This window comes from Corallococcus silvisoli (genome assembly GCF_009909145.1).
GTDB lineage: Bacteria > Myxococcota > Myxococcia > Myxococcales > Myxococcaceae > Corallococcus > Corallococcus silvisoli.
This window is the reverse complement of record NZ_JAAAPJ010000017.1, coordinates 1-18,622: the sequence shown is the minus strand read 5'-3', so window position 1 is coordinate 18,622 and position 18,622 is coordinate 1. Positions and strand designations below refer to the sequence as shown.

Below are 18,622 nucleotides of genomic sequence, written 5' to 3'. Positions count from 1 at the left end.
CCACGTGGATGACCGGGAAATCCGTGGCCAGAAAGCAAGTCGTAGAGAGTGGGGTCCCCACATCGGTGCTGGGGATGTTCTTCGACGCCCAGCTGTCTCCCGCCGACGCGATGGTCGGGGGAATGCACGTCGCGATCATGGACTTCGTGACGGCGATGCTCGCGCATGGCGAGTCCCAGCCGCGCTTCTTCTCGTCACCGGGCAACGTCGCGGCTACCCGCGGCGAGGTGCAGCGCCTCCTGGGGCTCTGGCGCCGCCCGCCCGACATCGCCAGGGTCGAAGGCTATGGCGCGTTGTTGAACGGACTCGAGGCTCAGGGCATCACGCACTGGCACGACATCACCGGCGAGGTCGAGCGCCCGTTCGCGCTCCGCCAGGCGCATGCCCGTACGCTCTATCCCATCACGGTCACTCCGCACGTCATCAGTCGCCGCCACCTGCTCCACTCGTGGTTTCTCCAGTTGCTGCTGCTTGACGTCCAGCCCTGTGACTCGGTGGTGTGCATCTCTCCGACCACGCGGGACGCGTTGGTGGCGCTCATGGGACAGGTTGAGGAGTCCTTCAACCTGTCCCATGGCACCCGGCTGAAGTACCGCGGGCGCTTCGACGTGATCCCGCTCGGCGTCGATGAGCGCCTCTTCCAGCCACGAGACCGGGCCGACATGCGCCACCAGCTCGGGCTCCCGCAGGATGCGTTCATCCTGCTCTGGGCGGGGCGCATCGCGCCCGACCACAAGGCGGACCTTCTTCCGCTGCTGCGTGTCTTCCGCCAGCTGGTCTTGGACAACCCCCAGCACCGTCCGCTCCTGGTGCTCGCTGGCTCCGGATCGGACCTCTACTTGAGGACTCTCCGTGAGCACACGCTCCAACTGGGAATGGGTGACCGGGTGGTGATGATGTCCGAGCTGCACAAGGCTCGCCGGCACATGTACTACGCCGCCGCGGACGTGTTCGTGTCACCGATTGACAGTGTGCACGAGACGTTCGGCCTGACGCCGCTCGAGGCCATGGCTTGCGGCATCCCCGCCGTGGTCTCCGACTGGGATGGCTACCGCAGCACCGTTATCGAGCGGGAGACCGGCTTCCGGATTCCGACGTCGTGGATGCGCTGCGACTCGGATGTCTCCATGCTCGGGGGGCTGTTGGAGTTCCCGACGGATCTGGTGATGCACCTCGCCCTCGCGCAGTCGGTTGCCGTCGACCTGGAGGTGCTGCGGGATCGCCTCCAGTTGCTGATGCGCAATGAGGCACTTCGACTCGAGATGGGCCGACGCGCGCGGCAGCACGTGGTGACGTCGTTCTCATGGAAGGAGGTCTTCGCCCGCTATGAGGCGCTCTGGGGGGAGCTGCGCGCCCGTGCGGCGCGACTGCCGAGGCGAGCCCGCCGCCGCGTCCCTCCCCATACGCATCCGCGCTACTTCGATGCCTTCAAAGGCTTCGCCACCGAAGTCCTGACGGACAAGAGCATGGTCAAACTCGGCGCGTCCGGCAGGGCGCTGCTCGCGGGGACCGAGCCGCCTCCGCCCCGCTACGTGGGGACGGAGCCGTTGCATCGAACCACCGTGGAGCAAATCCTCGCGGCGCTCGCTCGTGGCAAGGGGAAGTCGGCGACGACTGGCTCCGTGTTGGGTGCGTTGACGAAGGGGGGCACGGCCCTATCCGGGGACCGAGCCCGTCGGCAGCTCATGTGGCTCCTCAAGTACGGGTACCTTGAGCGGTCCAGGAGGAAGGGATGATCTTGTTGGTGACCGATCCGGGTGACCGGCACGCGTATGCCCTGGAGGGCGCCCTGCGCCAGAAGGGCGCCGAAACATTCCGGTTCCATCCGGAGGACCTGCCGCTCGCCGCGACGTTGACTCTCTATCCCGGAGTACCCCAGGAGTCGGGATGGCTGAGGGGGGAGCGGGGGGACCTCCGCTTGGATTCGGTCCGCTCGGTGTGGCGGAGGACGCGACGGCCGTTCGCGCTGCCTCTGGAGTGGAGTGACCTCGCGAGGCAATACACCCGGGTGGAGTGCACCGAGAGCGTCTCCGGGCTCTACCTGCACCTGCGCGAGCGGTTCTGGGTGAACCCTCCCTGGCGGCTCAGGCATGGCGCCGACAACAAGGCGCTCCAGCTTCGCGTAGCGCAGGAGAGCGGGCTGGAGACGCCGTTGTCGCTCGTCACGTCCGAGTCGAGCGCCGCGCAGGAGTTCTTCCGTCAGTGTGAAGGCCACGTGCTGCGCCTGAGCCTGCGGACGCATCCGTCAGGCGGGGGCGCGGGAAGGCCGCTGGAAGAAGTGGTCTCCCTGGAGCAGCTCCAGGACGTCGAGCTTTTCCATCGCGCCCCGCTCCTGCTCCAACAACTCCTTCCCGTGGTGGCGAGGGTGTGGGTGGTGGTCGTCGGGTGCCAGCTCTTCGCGGCGGAGGCGCCCGCGGGCCCGGTGGGTCGCTCGCGGGCCCGGCGTGCCCCCAGGTTGCGTCCCCATTCTCTTCCCGAGGCGACAGGCGGGGCCTGCCTGCGAATGATGCGCAGGCTCGGCCTGGCGTCGGCGACGCTCGAGCTGGGCCTGGTGGCGGAGGCCCGGTACGTGTTCCTTCGTCTGGATGCGCAGGGCGACTGGCTCCCGCTGGAGCGAGAGGCCCGCCTTCCGGTGTTGGAGTGTCTGGCGGAGCTGCTCCTCCAGGGAGGGTGCGAGCGTGAGCGCACAGCGGATGCTGGCGGCATGTTTCCCTCGGACGCGTGAATGCCGTGTCGCGTGGCCGCGGCTCGGCAAGGGCGATGTCCGCGGGCCAGGGGGAGGCGCGTCGGCCTATCCGCCAGCGATGGCGGGGACGATGGTGAGGCGGTCGGTCTCCTTCACTGGAGTGGCCAGTGCCTGGAGGAACCGGATGTCCTCGTCGTTGTGGAAGACGTTCACGTAGCGGCGCACGCTTCCCTTTTCATCGAGCAGGCGAGCGCCGATGCCGGGGTAGTGCTTCTCCAGGTCGCGGAGCACCTCGCCCACCGTGGCACCCTGAGCGGACACGTCGCTGTGGTTCTGGGTATAGCCTCGCAGGGTGGTGGGGATGCGGACAGTGGCCATGGTCAATCGCTCCTGGGGTTGAGGGCGTCAGCGGATTCTGCTCGTGTCCAGCTCTTGGGTGAGGCGCTCGAGCAAGCGGGCCTGCTCCTGGCACTCGTGCCTGGCTTTTTCGAGCTCCCGCTTTGTCTGCTCAAGCTCGAGCGTGGCCACGTCACGGGACTTGCGAAGCTCCGTGTAGAAAGCCCAGAGCGTGTTGTACCGGGCGAGCAAGGTGCCGCCATCCGAGAGCGTGTCCGGGGTGAGGTTGCCGGAGGACACCCCCGTGATGAACTGTTGGACCCTGGCGGTCAGCTCGTTGCGGAGCTTCAGGTAATCCAGGTCATTGGGTTCGGGGTTCTGGAAGTCGAAGGGAATCCCGCTTCCCGTCATGAACTGCTGTGGGGCGCAATGCCGGAGCAGCTGATGGAGGCCCGCGAACCGGGTCTGGTCCGGACTCTGGTCGATCAGCAGGACCGGGGTTTCAAAGGCGAGACAGGGCAGGGCGCAGTGCAGGCGGGTGGTCACGACGCTGTGCGCGCGCTGGTAGGTGTCCAGCAGTCCTTCGGCCTTGGCGAAACGCTTGGCTACATCAAGGGTGACCGCATCGTCGTGGGTGAGCCTGCGGATTGGCCGGTCCGTTCTCTTCTGGAGGGCCTCGACGATTTCGTCGGACACGTCGACGGCCGCGATGAAATCCTCCCGTTCACGGCCCGGCTGACGCTTCAAGGTGAGCGTCAAACAGCCGGAGAAGTACGCGGGCACGTCGGCCTTCTTCAGGAGCTGGAGGGTATGCAGGTCCCGCGCGCCAACGGGCCCCCACTTCCGGAGGTACTCGCGGGCCTGGGGGTGCAGGAAGAACAGCTCCGCGGAAATCCCCGCGTTCCCCCAGCCAGGGAAGGAGGAGAGGTGCATGGAGACGGGGAGGGGGATGATGTTCTCGACTGGGGGCCAGTTCTCGGCGCGGTGGGCGAACCAGCCGTTGAGGATCAACGCGACGGCCGCGCCGTCCTCGGGCACGAAGTCGGCGAGGAAGTCGCGGTCGAGGAGGTGGTCAACGCGCGGTAGGAACTGGCGAGCCGCGAGGCTCTGGACCTCATCCCCCAGATTGCGGGTGTTTCGAAAGCAGGACAGGCCGAACTTGAGCACGAGCGTTCCTTACTGCGTCGGGTGGAGCCCGTCACGTGAACAGGACATGAGGACTTCGATGAAGGCAGGCATGCGCTTGAGTTCCCATCGGTCCTCAACGCGCCACCCTCTGTGCCGTAGCAGTGCGTCGAGACCGTCAAAGGTGAGGTCGTTGACCCAGTCGAGCTTGCGTCGATAGGCAATCGACGTGTCCGCGCGGCAGCAGTACGACAGGATGAGCCGGGGAGCGGCGGCGGCGATGCGGGTCAGCACGGCCTCCGGGTCGTGCATGTACTCCAGTACGCCGAGCATCATCACCACGTCCCAGCGACCCTCCGGGAACTGACCGGAGTCGAGGTCAGCGACGAGGCAGTCCTCGCTTCGCTTGACGAAGTCCGAAGGAGTGTAGCGGCATGGGGGCGCCAGGAACCACCGCACGGCCATCTCACCGGCGCCGATGTCGAGCACACTGGCGCCCGGTGTCACCAACACTGCGGCTCGCCGCGCGCGCTCGGTCCAGTGCCCCTGTACGTTGACTGGGTTTGCCCACCGCGTAGCGTGGTCCAGCGATGCATCGCGAGTGCGTCGCTGGACGATCAGTGATTCGTTGGCCTCCAGCACACGGAACTCGGGGGACGCGACGACCCACTCATCCAGCAGGCGGCGGCGGTCATCGCTGGACCTGTAGTGTGCGAAGACGATCATCCCGTTCGGGCTGATGCGCTGGGCCAGTTGCTCCACGCACGCCTGGACAGGTCCGCGTCCCTCACAACCCATGTGCGCGACCGCCACCGCTTCGCCAGGGGCGAGCGTGTCCATGGCGTCGCCTTGGGGTGGGAGGATGTCATTGGCGACACCTGCCTCGATGAACAGGCCGGGGACTCCCATGCGCTCTACCTCTTCGCATGCCCGGGCCAGCAGCTTCAGCCTCGTGCCGTCGGTACCGTCCATGATTTTGCGAGCTTGCAGGTGGGCAATCGCATCTTTCACCGACAAGATCATGGCGGATCCCTACCAGGGTTTGGGCTGAAGGTCGCATCGAGCGTATGCCCCACGCTACCGAGTGGGTCTTTTGGGAGCGGTAGGGCGCGGGAATCGAACTCGCCAGGGACTGCTCTCGCGGCCCCTCGCTGGTTTTGAAGGCGAGTTCACGCCGCCAGCGCCACAGAGGGAAAACGCCCCCATTTAGGACTCGGAAGGCACGCGCTAACGACGCGCTAACGACCGAGGACCGAATTGGGAGCAGCTCCGAAGTGGATCGGGAAGTGGGCAGGGGGAAGGGTCCGTGAGGCCCGAGGACGCCAAGTTTGGGTCATTGAGCGACAACGCCGGGTAGTGGCCCTCGATGCCGCCAGCGAGCGTGAGGCCCTGGCGGAGTTGGCTCTCTGGGAACGCAACCCGGACGGCTATCGCACGCGACGACAGTCGGCGGCTGACGATGCGCCGGTTCGGATCGATGAGGAGGCCTTGTCCGGCCTGATGGCGCATCTTACCGAGAAGGGACGCAGCAAGGACTACCGGCGTGACGTTCGGAACTACCTCGCGGCGTGGGCCGAAGCCCTTGGTGGGCGGGACCTGCGGAAGGTCCAGCTTCGAGAGCTGCGCAAGTACCTCGCCGACTGGAAGACAGCTCGCAAGGGCCGAATCATCGCGTTGAAGACGCTGACTGCGTGGCTCCGTGAGGATGACCAGCTCAAGCCGTCCGAGGACCCGACGCTGGAACTCAAGGTGCCGCCCTCCATTGCGGAGAAGGGTCGGAGGAAAAAAGGCTACCCGATGGCCGTGGTTGAGAGTTTCTACTCCGCTATCAAGAGCCAGTCCGTCCGAGACGTGTTGTGCCTGCGTGCGAAGACGGGCATGCACGACTCGGAGATTGCGCGGATAGCCTCGGGTGATGGGGAACTACGTGATGTGAACGACCCATGCGGCATCCGGGGGACTGCTTGCTTCCGTCATAAGAATGGGCGTGTACACGTTGTCAGCTTGGATGCGCAGGCGTTCATTGCAGCGCAGCGACTCCAGGCCCGGAAGAAGTCTCCGAGCCGAAGCACCGTTCATGAGTGTCTCGGGGCAACGGCTGCCCGACTCACGAAGCGCTCTCCGGAGGGGAGCGTCGCGCCCATTCACCCTGGCGAGCTGCGACACTGCTTCGCGACGTGGTCCTCGGAGTGCGGTCGGGTAGTGAAGCCCACTTCGGGTGGCGTTGCCCTGGAGATGGTCGCCGCCGTCATGGGGCACCTGAGCACTCGGACGACCAAGTTGTTCTACGAGGGAGTCCAAGTGCCTCCGATGATTGTGTTCCCGCTTCGGCTGGTTCATCCCGAGGACCCCGTCGTGGTCATTCCGGAGGCCCAGCAGGCCGCCCGGCGTGGCCGTCCAAGGGGACGGCTCGGAGTACAGCTGCCCGGTGCTCGGAGCGCACCGCCCGGCGTCGGGCGGGCTCGGGAGGAGGCGACCCAAGCCGCAAGACGGACAGCACGGATGTAGTGAGGACGGTTGTCCGCCGTCCGAATCGAGGGGCGCGAACAAGGCGCCCCTCTTTCAAGAGCGCGAAGATGCGAGCCCGACTGCAATGCAGCAGCTCCGCCGCGCGCTCCACGGTGACGGCGGGGCCATCGAGTCCAGGGCCGGTCAGTTGAGGGGCCATGTTCACCTCGGGAGGACGCGACGAGGGGCGAGCCGGCCAAGGGCGTGAAGCCCGATGCCGATGGCGTCCCAGACGTTGTGGTGGAGGTCACGCGCGGCGGGCAGCTCCACGCGCAGGTGCTCGCCCGCGTCGAGGCGCTGTTTGCTGCGCTCGATGAAGGCGTCCGCGTCGAGGGTGCCCTTCCAGTCGCGCGGGTAGACGCTGCGCCGGCTCGCGACGGGCGCCAGGGCCCCGCCCAGCGTGCCGACGACGCCGGTAAGCTGGAGGAGGTCGTTCTGATCGCCCTTCTGGTGCGCAGCGGCGTAGACGCGCGGCAGCTCAATGACGAGGTGGAAGGACTCGTCGCCGACGCGAGGCCGGAGCCACTCCTGGACGGCGCTGGCCGTGGAGGCCCAGGAGGCCAGGGACAGCTCGCCGTGGGCCGGCGCGGGGTTCCTCGGCAGCCCGGCGCACAGAAGTGCGCCAGAGGGGATGTCGAAGAGGGCCACACCGCAATGGCGCAGCCCCGGGTCGATGGAGACAAGCCGCGTGTCGGACTTGCCGCTGGTAGGGGCGGATAATGGGTTCACCCCCTTCCAATGGGGGCACTTTCTGGGCGTGGCTTACGCGGCGGCCCTCTCCATGGGCTCCCACACCCGCAACCGCCCCGAGGCGTCGCGCACTGTCGCCGCGTCCTTCGACAGCACGCGCGAGAGGGCGGGCTCGGCCTCGATGGCGCCCGCGAGGTCCGGCGTTGTCTCCCTCATGGCCTGCCGCATGAGGTGCGCCATGCGCTCGGCCGCGTCGTGGAGGCGGTTGGGACAGTCTGCGCGCAGCTCCGCCACCAACTCGTCATGCACCATGAGGACGAGTCGCGAGCCCCAGAGGGGGGAGCGCCTGTCCGTGTACATCTCCCGGGACACGCGCCACGTCGCCAGCTTCGCGCCCACGGCGCCCAGGCCTTGGAAGGGGGTGTTGAGCCACTGCGTGTAGCCACACCCGCCCCGGAGGATGTTGGCCCCGGGAATCATCACGTCCACCAGTTGCCCTCCGTAGGTAAGGCGACTGGCGCGGGAGAACAGCTCCCGCTGCTCAGGCCATGCCTGCATCCACCTGTCGCCGTACTGCCTGGAGACGTCCACGCACGCGGCGCACACCATCTTCACCTTGCCCTGGACGCGCACCGGCACGCGCTCGACTCCGCATGTCTCCGCAGCCTTCGCCAGTTGGCAGAACCGGACGCCGTCCTTCGCCCGCGCGTGGTAGGCCATGCCGCCCGCGCCCAGCCCGCCGCCCTTGCCGAAGTTGAAGATTTTCGCGAGGGAGCGGAAGGACGTGGCGGTGGCCTCCTTCGCCTTCACGCGAGGCAGCAGGGCCGCGTAGCTCTCCCCGAGGAAGGTGGCGGCGGCGGAGGTGTGGACGTCCTCCTTCGCCAGCAGGGCCTCGGCCATGCGCGACCAACCCACGTCCCAGATTGCGTGCTGGGCCATGGTGCGCAGCTCCAGGCCGGCGTAGTCCACGGAGCAGAAGACGAAGCCGGGGCGGGCCTCGTGGCACTCGCGGACGCCGCCGCGCTGGGGCAGCTGCTGGTAATCGCTGGAGACGCGCGTCGTGGACACCAGCACGTTGAAGCGTGGGTTGAGGGGGCGCGTGACGCCGGCCTCCAGCTTGCCCAGGTAGGTGGAGCGGTACTTGTCCACCTTGCCGGCCTTGCCCAGCTCCTCCAGCAGCGGGTCCCCCGAGTCGAGGAGCGTGTCCCTGTCGGTGGCCACCTGCCCGTCCGGGAAGCGCTCCGTGGGCGAGGTGACGGGCGGCAGGCCGCTGTAGGCGGCGGACACGAGGGCGGAGAGGCGCTTCGAGTCCTTGGTGCCGTCGGGCCGGAAGATGCCCGCCGCGAGGAAGCGGGCGCGGTTGGCACTCCACTCCGCCTCCACGCGCTGGCGCAGCTCGGCGACACGCCCGCCGTGGGTGCGCAGGCCCCAGAGGGAGGCGAAGTGCAGCGCCAGGGCGGCGCGGACCTGGTGCCCTTCCGCGTGGAGGTTGCCGCCATTGGGGATGTCGGTGGCGGCGCGCTCCTGGGCGTGGTGGACGTCGAGCGTGAAGCGGGCGTCGCGCTTCGGGTAGTCCACGGCGGCGAGGGGCCACTCCTCCAGGGGGACGCCGTCGAGCTGCGCGTACCGCAAGCGCCATGCGTCTGGGGCCTTCTTCTCCACGCTGATGTCGAGGCCCAGGTGGCGCTTCACCAGGAGGGCCAGCGGGTAGCGGGCTCCCTCGTCGTCGTCCAGAGGGCGACCCGTCTCCGGGTCCACGCCGTGGAGGCCTCGGGCGATGTCCAGGAGGGCCTCGCGGATGGCGACGTCATGCAGGCGCCCGGCGTCGGCCGCGTCGAAGACGGCGTCCACGAGCCGCGCGTCGTCCGCGCACATGACGCCCAGGTCGTAGGCGAGGTTCGCGCCCGTGAGGTGGACGTCTGGGGAGGAGAGGACCGCCCGGAACCAGTCTCGCGTCTGGGCTGCGGAGAGAAGGCGCTCACTGCCCGGTGCCGCGTGCGCGATGGATGCGCAGACGAGCGGCGGGGCGAGGAGGCCGGGTTGAATCAGGTGCGTCTCGGTGTCGAAGCTGAAGAGGGAGGTGGGCACAACACGAAGAGGCCCGTGTCGTGGGCCAGCCGTGGCGGTGGGGGACGCGCCAGGTACTCAGCGGTGTCGGAGGAGGGGACTGCTCAGGCCAGGGCGGCGGCGAGGGCCGGCAGCTTCGCCTCGGCGCGCTTCGCCTCAATGGCCGCCAGCTCGTCGTCCGTGGGGCTGACGGTGCTCCAGCGGTAGCCTTCGATGACCTTCCCGGGCTTGCCGTCCTTCTCGGGCAGCGTCTTGGGGAAGACCTCGCAGTCGATGAGGAGGAAGGCCCCGGCCTGCTTGTCGCCCGTGAACTTGGCGAGTTGCTCCAGGGACAGCTCCTGCTCCTCGGCGCCGGTCAGGGCCATGACGAAGGCCTTGAAGCGCCCGCCGCCGTTCTTCTTCACCTCGGAAAGCTTCTCCACGTAGGAGGCCACCATGCCGATGCGGCTGGGCTCGCAGGCGGGTTGCGTCCGCTCGGCGGACACGACCTTTAGCTCAGCAATGGCGGACAGGCCCTTGAAGCCGTCCTTGGTACGGATGGACTGCACCTCAAGCCGGTAGTGGCCGACCTTGAGGTACTGCGCGCCGAGTGCCGCCTGTGCGCTGACGATCCGCGAAAGTGCTGCGTTGCTCATGTCCCGTTGCTCCCATTCAAGGGACGTCAGAAGGACGTCCTCGCCATCTCAAATGGGGGCAACTATTGGGCTTGGATCACCTGGAAAACGCTGCGCGTTCTTTGATTCTCAAGGCATGTGTCAAGCTTATTGTGAAAGAGCTTCTAGGTTCTTGAATGGTGCTTTGATGTTCTTGGGGCCTAACCAATATGGAGCGGTGGTTCTTTCGGTGGGAGGACTAGACCATCTAGAGGCCTGATGTCCGGATGGTGAAGGATCCACCTGGATGCATTTGCAGCAACTAGGGCGTTTATTCCTCGCGCCAGTTCCGGCCCTTTGCTGACTCCGAAACTCAAGACTTGTTCGTCGGCCTGAGATTCATATGCCATCACCAAGCTGTGGCGAGTATCCAAGGGCAAGGCGATGTAGTCTGATGTTGCTAGGCTGTATCCGTAGTCTCTTTCGGCTGTCGGAGCAGACCAGTAGACTACTGGAGCGTCAGAAGTAAGAAGGCATGCCTCGGCGTGGTCGAAGACGAACCATTTTCTTGCGGAAATTATGTTGGCAAGGCCTGGGGCTATCTTGATCATTGCGAGAATCGACTCCAGCTTGATTTCCTGTGGCGAAGGTTTATCGGCTAGTTTTATTGGGATGGATGATTCTGGATTGGTGATGAGTGTTGGTGTTGATGGGGCGTCCGGCCTTTGCATTTGACTGAGCCTGCTCTGGATGGCCTCATGCATGGAGTCAACTAGGTGCTGGGTAGCTCTTCGAAAATCATGTCCGCGTAGCGCCTGGAATGCGACGAACATTGAGATCTCTCGCCGAATTTGAGGTGGCGGAGGGAATTTGTCTTTAAGAATTGATTTGATTGCATTTGCTGCCGGGCTCTCGATGTACTTGTCGAGAAAGCCCTCAACCTCTTGGCTTCGGCGTCCGCCTGATGTTATGGCGTAGAAGTCAAGCTCTCTACATGCCTTTTCTGCTATCGTTGGCGGTGTGCGTATCTTTTGATCTCGGGAGACCATTGTGAGTCGTTCTTTTTTGTCTGAAAAGCGCTTGAGATAAAATTTGGGAACAACATGGTGCTTGCGGGGTTCGGTCATTTAAGTAAAAATTGGATGGGAGATGGAGGCGAGTCGTGTTGGGATCGAAGGGGCTTAGGCGGGGGACTAGAACGGGATATCGTCCGCCGGAGTTGTGCGAAACACCCGAGCCTCTACTGCGACCTTTGATGGATCCCTGTCGGCGGTCTTCATTTCGGCGTCAATGTGCTCCACAAGTCGACGAGCTTCTTCGAAGTATCCCTTGGGGGTGCTAGGTCGAATCGAAAATATCTCATACCCATGATCTGCCAAATAGGCGTTGCGTTTCTGGTCGGATTCGTCGCTGGTGGAGTTGTGGCCGCCGTCAATTTCAACTGCTATCCAGCGAAATCGATACTGCTGGAGCGGAATGAAGACAACGAAGTCTGGGCGGCGCCTTTCTCCTATGCCAATCCGGGCCTGCGGAATCAGCATTGGAAACTGCCTGTCTCTTACGAGGCTTAGGTAGCATCGAAGAAAGCGCTGCTCAACTTCGTTTTGGATGAGCCTTTGGATGTTGCCCCATAAGGCGCATGTCTCGTCGCCTCTGGCCCAGCCAGAAGTGATGTGACAGGCGTGGCCATCGTCTATGTGTGGTGATTCTGGCGTGTTGCATGTATCGCTAAAGACGGGCTCGCGGAGTACGGTTGCGCTCTGTGTTGACCAGAAAAGGCATCCTCCGAGTGTGTCCGAAGTCTGTTTGAGGAAAGAGCGTATAGACCATGGGGGCGCCCAGGAGTATGCGGGGGGCTGTATATTTGGTGGCACTGCGTATATTTTGATTACGGACTCTTTGTTGGCGCCAATGTACAGCGAGGAGGGGATTGTTGAGTGTTCCGAAGGGATTCTCCAGGAGTTGATGGCGCTGCACTTGCAGATCCAGTTGGGTCTTATTTTGTTTTTGTCTGTGAATGAGAATGTGGACGTTTTTTGACAGCCGCCGCAAGTCGATTTGAGTACGTAGTGCTCAAAGCCCATGTCGATCGATCTCCGAACCCCAGGGACACTGGAGTGATAAGCTTCTTGAGATCGTATGGAGCTTGTCGACTGCTGGCTAATTTGTGCTTCTATCCAGTTCCGCTATCGGCATGGGTCGGCATGGACCCGGTGTGGCGGGCCGGTTCACCTGAATCAGATGAGCCCTCAAAGAACGGCGAACCAGCCGCGCGAGCGATGCAGCCTCTGTCTCCGAAGATTTTGATGGGGCTGTTTTGACCTAGAGCGGCGCCGCCCTGATGACGGCAGCTCATCGGTACTGCTTGGTAAAGAGCGTTTTCAGTAGCCGAGGAAAAGCCGGCCCTGAGCAGCTTTGAGTCATCATGAGGTTGCGTATGTGGCTTGGGCCCTTTAGTAGACGGACAGAACCGGAGGATGGGCTCATGTCGATCCAGCGCGCCATAGCTTGGCCTAGGTGGCTCCTTCTCCGAACCGTCGGAGGGAGTAGAAGGAAGTTCTCGCTTGCAGCGCTGGGCCGCAGCGCCGCTTCGGACCCGCACCAGTCTTCACCTAGGCAGCTCGCTACATTCTCGCTGCTCCAGTTCAAGGAATTCTGGCTGATGCGGCTTGCTCAAGTCTTCGGGGGCCACTGCCCACGTGGTGGCGAGCTTGTGGCGTTGGGCCACAGCCGACTCGCCGCGTGGACCGAGTTCTGCCTTGAGTACGAACACGCCTCCCCCCAGCAATCAGAAGAACCAGATTCTCGTTGCGCTTGTACTGGCTGACATTGTCCTCCAGATCACCACGAAGCTGTGGGCGCTGCGCCTGACCGAGCTGTCAGGAACTCCCGAGTCGCGGTTGTATGTGACCCTGGTTGTCGTCAGCCTTGCCATCTATGCCATCGTCAAGCTGTGGACGATGAAGAAGTAGCTGACAGTCTTGCTTCCACTCAGGAGGCTCCGTTGCCGCGACTGAATGTGGATAACGGAGCCTATTGAGTAGGGGAATTGCCGCACAGGCACAGGAGCTTCTGCGGTTGTCCGTCCGTCTGCTGGATGAAGAGGGCTCTCACCTGGGCGGTAGCGAATGCCTCGACGTAGTCTTGGGTGTGGAGGCATACCTCCACCTCGACGCGCGCCGCCTGTTGTCCAGGGCGGTGCGTGCGTGCGAGGAGTTGCTCCCAGAGAGCGCCGTCCGAGGGAGGCGTCACCACGAGGTTGCGGCAGAGTTGCTGGAGGTTCTTCCCCGTCGCGTGGGCCTTGATGCTCGCGACGATGGAGCGCCGCCCACTCTCCTGGAGGATGGCCTCAGACGCCGCGCGCCCCCCGCCGTAGAAGGGCACGCCGGCGGCGCGGGCGATCCGCTCCCCCAACTCCGGAAACTCCACCCAGACGATTCCCACCTGGGTCCGCGCCCACTCCGCAGCGTCCTGCACGAGGAAGTCCGACACCCATACTGCTTGGGGCTCGGGCTGCACCGCGTCGTGAATCTCCGCCCAGTCCGTCCACGTTGCCGCCTGCCAAACCGGCTTGTCGCCCTCGTAGGGCGGCACCATGTGCGCGCGTATGGCGGCCTTGGTGAGTAGGCCAGGCGAGTCCAGGTGCTCGCGACGCTCGCCCTTCAGCTCCTCCCACACCTCCTTGTTCCAGGCCTTCCGCTTCGCGAACCACTCCTCGATCAGCTCCGGTGGCTCGCCCCGAGGGTAGCGCCAGCGGTGGTAGAAGCCGGCTGACAGCTGCCGGGCACATGCCATGGCTTGGAGCTGCTCTTGAAACTGCTCGCCGTCCGGTCGCTCGCCACCGTGCGCTAGCTCGATGAGCGCCAGCAATTCGGTGGGCACCGGTCCCGGGTAGCGCGGGCGGATGATGAGCGGCTTGTCCAGGGCGCTCTCGTCCGTGGCGACAACGCCGCGCGTGTCGTTGCGGCGGCGCCGAAAGCCCTCGCGGACATGCTCCTCGGGTTCGCACAGCCGCTCCAGCGCGCCGGACGGGGCCACCACCTTGCCGGGGTCCAGCGCCGTGCCCCACTCCTCCACGACGTGGTGAGCCAGGGGCAGCGGCGAGCCCTCGCGCAGCGCCAGCCGCGACAGGTGCGCGTAGTCCTTGATGCTCTTGGACGCGAACGTGCCAGACAAGGCCACGAGCCGCGTCTCCGGGCGCTTCTCGAAGTAGCGGAGGAATCGCCCGGTGCGAGAGGCCTTCGGGTCCTTGAGGTTGTGCGCCTCGTTGAGAATGACGAGGTCCGGGCGGATGCGCTCCAGCAGGTCCGTCGCTTCCTGGCTGGAAAGCTTGTTGTAGGTGATGACGTGCAGCACCGGCAGGCCTGGCCGGAACCAGCGTCCACCCGCGAGGTTGGGAAGGCGCCAGTGAGCGCCGTAGTAGTCCCACTCCGCGTTGAACTGGGACAGGAGGCTCGCGGGGATGAAGAGGCAGGCCACACGGCATGCCGGCATGGCCATGGGCATGAGGAAGGTGGTCAGCTCCTTCCCGTGGCCGGTGCCGATGGGCCCGAGCAGTCCGCCCACTCGCGAGGCCTCCAGCAGCGCCAGGGCCTGAACGCGCCGGAGCCGCGAGGGGCACGGACGCGGCGCGCAACTGCACGGCCCTGGGGGCGCGCGCAACTGGGACTCCAGCGCTTCGAGGTCCGCCGCCGCGTAGGACGTGGCGAGGTCGCGGCGCGGCAGGGCGAGGATGCGCGAGAGGTCCGACGACCAACCCACGGGCGAGCGGCCGGTGCGCGAGAAGTCCACCGCGACGGATGCGCCGTCCTGGGGAGTGGACGGCCGTGGCGTGACGCCGAAGCGCTGGAGGAGGCCCACGGCTACCGGACGCCCCGGACGAAGTGTCCCGCGCCGCAGAGAGGCTCCAGGGCCTCCACGGCCACCTGCATCAACTCGCTACCGGCCACGCCCAGCGCGGCGTAGGTGCCGGGCTCGGGAGGCTCGGCGCGGATGGTGGCGGCCAAGACTCCCTTCCACTTCCCGTAGGCCAGGGGCGAGTCGTTGGGAGCGACGCGGATGTCCACGACGCCGCACTCCTGCTCAATCTTCGCGGCCATGCGGCCGACGTAACCGGCCAGCGGCTCGGCGGGGCAGTTGGGCACGCAGTCCACGAACAGGGACAGGCCGCGTGCGGCCTCCATCTCCGCCTTCGTCCGTCGCTTGCGGCGTGGGGCCTCGTCGCTGGCCGGCGCGGACGCGAGCGCCGGATCGCTCTTGGGCGCATCGGGCGGCAGCACGGCGGCCAGCTCCTGCTCGGGAGCGGCCGGGGCCGGCGTGGGCGCGGGCGCGGACGGCATGGTGGACGTGGCGGACTTCGTAAGGCGGTTGACGAGGGACATGGGCGGCTTTCCTTGGGACTGCGCGTTGAGGCACTGCGCTTGGAAGGAGCACCCGCCGTACTTCTGGCAGGCGCTCCAACTGGGCTTCACCTGGTTGGGGGACGTGGCTCGCGCGACGTCGCGCATTCGGCGCGCCAGCGGTTCGATGTGTGCGAGCCACTCGTTGCGGACGTGCTCGGCGCTGATGGTGGCAACGACGGAGCGGGCCTCCCGCGCACCGCGCGTCTGGAAGTAGAGGTGCTCCAGCTCCAGCCGCTTCAGTCCCGGGAAGCGCTCGGCGGCGAGGACAGCCCAGTAGCCATAGCCCACCATCTGGATACCGGCGTCATGAGCGGCGGAGGCGAACTGCTCGGGCGTCGCGGCGTAGCGAGCGATGGAGGACGTCGTCTTGTGGTCCGTGACGCGCAGCACGCCCTCGGCGAGGCGTCGCGGGTTGACGAGGTCGATGTATCCGGCGAGTGGGACTCCGTCCGCGAAGAGGGGCGACGGCTGGCCGAAGTGCTCCTCCACCAGCAGGTCCACCCCCGGCGCGGGCAGCAGGTGCTTGCCGGCCGCCGCGATGGGCCCCAACACGTCCTCGCCCGTGCGCAGGTAGTGCTCCAACTGTGCATGCGTGGAGGTGCCGACTTCCCGAGCCTTGGAGGGCCGCTCGGGAAGTCGGAGCACCTTGGAGAAGAACCACGCGCGCTCGCAGAGTGCGAACCTCCGCAACTGCGAGACGGACAGGTGGTGGAGGACGCCGTCTTCAACGGCGCGGGACTCCGGTGTTTCGGGGGCTGGACTCACCCCTATTCAATGGGGGTAATCTTGAGGACTGCTGACTTTACGAGATGTGTTGGCGCGCGCATGCGCGCGAGGCCTTATTTTTTGCTAGAATCGTCGGTCTTCGCAGGTGCGGCCGAAGGGAATGCGACCCTTGTTGCCTCCGCGTTTGCGCCCAACCATTTGGCTCGGGCAGCGAGGCATGTTTTCCAGCGATCCTCGTCGCTAAGTCCAGGAATGAAAGCCAGCCCAGCCTCACCGCTTGCAGTTGCTGCTGCGCTTGCTCGGCCAAGGAAAATGAATCCAATGGCAGTGACGATGGCTCCTCCTGCGGTTAGTGCAATCTTGGGGCTGAGGTCTTTGGATGAATCTGATGTTGCAATGAGGGTTGCGCCTGTGGTTGCGCTAGTGAGGCCGACAATGCCGAAAATAATACCCCAGGCGGTCCCGGCTTGGTAGCTGTCTTGGCCCCAGGTGACAATATTTCGACAGAACTGGTCACTCGAACGAAAACTGTCTTTTAGGAAAAGGTCCGGCTCCTTGTTGCATATGCGTGCGTGTGCCTCTGATCCGAGATTTTTATCGATGTCGTCGTCGGCGCACGCGGCCGTAAACGTCTTTCCAGGACGTGCGTCTGAGAGTTGCTTTGAGAGTAGCTGCTCTTCGGGAGTTGGTGCCTGGATAATGTCGCTCTTGAATGTTCCACAGGCGGTCAATGATAGGACGATGATGGCTCCACTAGCGGGAAAAGGGGAGCGGGAGAATTGCGAACCAATCATGCGCGCACTCACGGGCCAAAGTTGGGTGTGAGAGTATATCGCTGTTTTGGGAGATGGCTGCTCGCCTGTGCGGGTGACCACTTTTCAGTGGTATTGATTAGTGGGTGAGTGTGGCTGGATGTGGTCTTTAAGTGTGTCTGCTAAGGGCGTTGTGTCCTGCTGACATATCCAGTTGGTGCCGTTTGGGCTTACCTGTACCCGTACTGGCGCCGGGGCCGGCCGATGGATTGGTAATTTTCTCCGGTTTAAGCTGACGTGCCTCGGCTAGTATCGATGTTGCATGATAGAATTGCTCAATGGAGGCATGTAGGACTGTCGCGCCTCCTGATTCGCGGTTAGCAAGTCCTCCGGCGTGCGGTACATGCGAGGCCTGCGCCCGTCCGCACTCCGGCGCTGGTGCTTGGTGAAGCCGAGCGCGACGAGGCAGGTGCCCACCTCCGTGGACGCGCGATGGTCCACCTGTGCGACGGGCATGCCCAGCGCGTCTGTGGCCACCTGGAGAATGGACACCTCGGCGGGCCGCCGCTCCTTCGGCGTGCGCAGAAACCACTGGACGATGGCTTCCCCGCGACCGTCACCCGCGCCCTCGGCGCGAAGCGCCGCCTGGGCCTCGGCGCGCTGGGCATCCTCCTCGGACAGCCACCAGGGCTCGCCCCGCTGGAGGAGCACCACGGCCTCCGCCCAGAGCTGGTTCCTGTCCTGGCGCAGCGCCTCGATGTCGATGTGGGTGCAGTGCACCGGCCAGTAGCGGCGGTGCCCCGTTGGGTCCTTCAGGTAGGCGTCGTCATTCGTGGTGCCGACGAAGATGCAGCGCCGGGGCGTCTTCACGTTGGCGCGCCCGTAGGGGGGCCGGTACGTGTCCTCGGTGCGGCTGATGAAGCCCTTGAAGGGTTGGTTTTCCGCACGGCGCAGCGTGGAGAGTTCCGCCAACTCGATGAACCAGAACTGGGACGCCAACATGGCCGAGTCCTTGTTGTGGACGTCGATGGGCGCGTCGCTGAACCAGTCCCCCGCCAGTACGCGCAGCGCCGTGGACTTCCGAAGGCCCTGCGGCCCCTCCAGGATGAGGACGGTGTCCACCTTGCAGCCCGGCCGCAGCGCCCGCGCCACGGCGCCGATGGCGAACTTCTCGCCGATGGTGCGCAGGTGGGCGACGTCTCCCTCGGCGCCAAAGTAGCGCGCGAGCATGCCCGCGAGGCGCGGCACCCCGTCCCACTCCAGCGCTTGGAGGTAGTCGGCGACAGGGTCGTAACGGTTGCGCTTGGCCACGGCGAGAATCTGCGGCGCGACGACGGCGGCCTTGGGCTGGAGGCCCAGGCGCCCGTACTCGCTTTGCTGGAGCCAGTTGGCGATTTCGACGTCGAGCGTCTCCGGGTCGATGCCTGGAGGCAGCGGACCGCCCACCACCTCCAGTCGCTTGCTGACTTCGTTGAAGCGCAGCACGCCCCGCCACTCCGGGGACGACAGCAGGACGGTGAAGACGTTGGCCTCGCAGTTGCGGAGGCGGCTGTCGCCCTTGCTGCTGACGTCCATGATGAGGTTGCGGCCCCATGCCTCCGGGTCCTCCTCGCCTTCCTCCGGGGCCAAGCCGGGGGGCTGGGCGGTTGGAGGACGGGTGCCGAGTGCACGCCAGATGGCCTCGTTCTCCGCGAGCCGCTTCGCGTCGGCCTCCGTGCGGCGGGCCCGGTGGCGGCG

The 18,622-nt window shown here is 65.3% G+C and carries 16 protein-coding genes; 4 read left to right on the top strand and 12 right to left on the bottom strand.

Annotated features, from left to right (window positions below; genetic code table 11):
* The first annotated feature begins 8 nt into the window (after nt 1–8).
* Nucleotides 9–1,736: a glycosyltransferase family 4 protein gene (locus GTY96_RS28745; RefSeq protein ID WP_161666403.1), complete on the top strand. Its 1,728-nt coding sequence runs from the start codon at nt 9–11 to the stop codon at nt 1,734–1,736.
* Nucleotides 1,733–2,725, top strand: coding sequence for an MvdC/MvdD family ATP grasp protein (locus GTY96_RS28740; protein WP_161666402.1), 993 nt, complete (start codon nt 1,733–1,735; stop codon nt 2,723–2,725). Before GTY96_RS28745 ends, GTY96_RS28740 begins: the two co-directional genes overlap by 4 nt.
* A gap of 66 nt (nt 2,726–2,791) precedes the next feature.
* Here GTY96_RS28740 and GTY96_RS28735 read toward each other — a convergent pair whose 3' ends face one another.
* The 3 genes from GTY96_RS28735 to GTY96_RS28725 are packed head-to-tail and all read right to left on the bottom strand — an operon-like array spanning nt 2,792 to nt 5,170.
* Entirely contained in the window at nt 2,792–3,064 is a 273-nt protein-coding gene (locus GTY96_RS28735) for a ubiquitin-like small modifier protein 1 (protein WP_161666401.1), read from the bottom strand.
* A 27-nt stretch (nt 3,065–3,091) separates the two neighbouring features.
* Complete coding sequence (locus GTY96_RS28730) at nt 3,092–4,189, bottom strand: polysaccharide pyruvyl transferase family protein (protein WP_161666400.1); 1,098 nt, start codon at nt 4,187–4,189, stop codon at nt 3,092–3,094.
* 9 nt (nt 4,190–4,198) lie between these two features.
* The gene (locus GTY96_RS28725; RefSeq protein WP_161666399.1) at nt 4,199–5,170 is read right to left on the bottom strand and encodes a class I SAM-dependent methyltransferase; all 972 of its coding nucleotides are present in this window, start codon (nt 5,168–5,170) and stop codon (nt 4,199–4,201) included.
* A gap of 333 nt (nt 5,171–5,503) precedes the next feature.
* Here GTY96_RS28725 and GTY96_RS28720 point away from each other — a divergent pair, with 333 nt between their 5' ends.
* Complete coding sequence (locus tag GTY96_RS28720) at nt 5,504–6,655, top strand: site-specific integrase (protein WP_201756499.1); 1,152 nt, start codon at nt 5,504–5,506, stop codon at nt 6,653–6,655.
* Between the two features lie 162 nt (nt 6,656–6,817).
* Here GTY96_RS28720 and GTY96_RS28715 read toward each other — a convergent pair whose 3' ends face one another.
* The 5 genes from GTY96_RS28715 to GTY96_RS37985 all read right to left on the bottom strand — a co-directional run bounded on the left by GTY96_RS28715 (nt 6,818) and on the right by GTY96_RS37985 (nt 12,089).
* Complete coding sequence (locus GTY96_RS28715; RefSeq protein ID WP_161666398.1) at nt 6,818–7,384, bottom strand: hypothetical protein; 567 nt, start codon at nt 7,382–7,384, stop codon at nt 6,818–6,820.
* 33 nt (nt 7,385–7,417) lie between these two features.
* Nucleotides 7,418–9,433, bottom strand: a complete 2,016-nt coding sequence (locus GTY96_RS28710; RefSeq protein WP_161666397.1) for a DNA polymerase — start codon at nt 9,431–9,433, stop codon at nt 7,418–7,420.
* Between the two features lie 83 nt (nt 9,434–9,516).
* Complete coding sequence (locus GTY96_RS28705; protein WP_161666396.1) at nt 9,517–10,047, bottom strand: hypothetical protein; 531 nt, start codon at nt 10,045–10,047, stop codon at nt 9,517–9,519.
* Between the two features lie 179 nt (nt 10,048–10,226).
* A complete protein-coding gene (locus GTY96_RS28700) occupies nt 10,227–11,132 on the bottom strand; it encodes a DUF4238 domain-containing protein (RefSeq protein WP_161666395.1) in 906 nt (301 codons plus the stop codon).
* Between the two features lie 66 nt (nt 11,133–11,198).
* Nucleotides 11,199–12,089, bottom strand: a complete 891-nt coding sequence (locus tag GTY96_RS37985) for a hypothetical protein (RefSeq protein ID WP_235685943.1) — start codon at nt 12,087–12,089, stop codon at nt 11,199–11,201.
* A gap of 675 nt (nt 12,090–12,764) precedes the next feature.
* On the opposite strand from GTY96_RS37985, the gene GTY96_RS28690 reads away from it, so the two are divergent.
* Nucleotides 12,765–12,977: a hypothetical protein gene (locus tag GTY96_RS28690; protein WP_161666393.1), complete on the top strand. Its 213-nt coding sequence runs from the start codon at nt 12,765–12,767 to the stop codon at nt 12,975–12,977.
* 61 nt (nt 12,978–13,038) lie between these two features.
* Here the strand turns inward: GTY96_RS28690 and GTY96_RS28685 are convergent, their stop codons facing one another.
* From GTY96_RS28685 to GTY96_RS28670, 4 genes are all read right to left on the bottom strand, one after another.
* Nucleotides 13,039–14,865, bottom strand: coding sequence for a helicase (locus GTY96_RS28685; RefSeq protein WP_328701040.1), 1,827 nt, complete (start codon nt 14,863–14,865; stop codon nt 13,039–13,041).
* 2 nt (nt 14,866–14,867) lie between these two features.
* On the bottom strand, nt 14,868–16,172 hold the full coding sequence (locus GTY96_RS28680; protein ID WP_161666392.1) for a RecB family exonuclease: 1,305 nt from the start codon (nt 16,170–16,172) through the stop codon (nt 14,868–14,870).
* Between the two features lie 74 nt (nt 16,173–16,246).
* The gene (locus GTY96_RS28675; RefSeq protein ID WP_161666391.1) at nt 16,247–16,927 is read right to left on the bottom strand and encodes a hypothetical protein; all 681 of its coding nucleotides are present in this window, start codon (nt 16,925–16,927) and stop codon (nt 16,247–16,249) included.
* Nucleotides 16,928–17,191: 264 nt separating this feature from the next.
* Nucleotides 17,192–18,622 (bottom strand): virulence-associated E family protein (locus GTY96_RS28670; RefSeq protein WP_235685942.1); only part of this gene is annotated, 1,431 nt, incomplete at its 5' end.

What these genes read in the sequence shown, in the direction of transcription:
- GTY96_RS28745 (WP_161666403.1), top strand. Translation starts at nt 9, where the DNA reads ATGACCGGGAAATCCGTGGCCAGAAAGCAAGTCGTAGAGAGTGGGGTC.
- GTY96_RS28740 (WP_161666402.1), top strand. Translation starts at nt 1,733, where the DNA reads ATGATCTTGTTGGTGACCGATCCGGGTGACCGGCACGCGTATGCCCTG.
- GTY96_RS28735 (WP_161666401.1), bottom strand. Translation starts at nt 3,064, where the DNA reads ATGGCCACTGTCCGCATCCCCACCACCCTGCGAGGCTATACCCAGAAC.
- GTY96_RS28725 (WP_161666399.1), bottom strand. Translation starts at nt 5,170, where the DNA reads ATGATCTTGTCGGTGAAAGATGCGATTGCCCACCTGCAAGCTCGCAAA.
- GTY96_RS28705 (WP_161666396.1), bottom strand. Translation starts at nt 10,047, where the DNA reads ATGAGCAACGCAGCACTTTCGCGGATCGTCAGCGCACAGGCGGCACTC.
- GTY96_RS28700 (WP_161666395.1), bottom strand. Translation starts at nt 11,132, where the DNA reads ATGACCGAACCCCGCAAGCACCATGTTGTTCCCAAATTTTATCTCAAG.
- GTY96_RS37985 (WP_235685943.1), bottom strand. Translation starts at nt 12,089, where the DNA reads ATGGGCTTTGAGCACTACGTACTCAAATCGACTTGCGGCGGCTGTCAA.
- GTY96_RS28675 (WP_161666391.1), bottom strand. Translation starts at nt 16,927, where the DNA reads ATGATTGGTTCGCAATTCTCCCGCTCCCCTTTTCCCGCTAGTGGAGCC.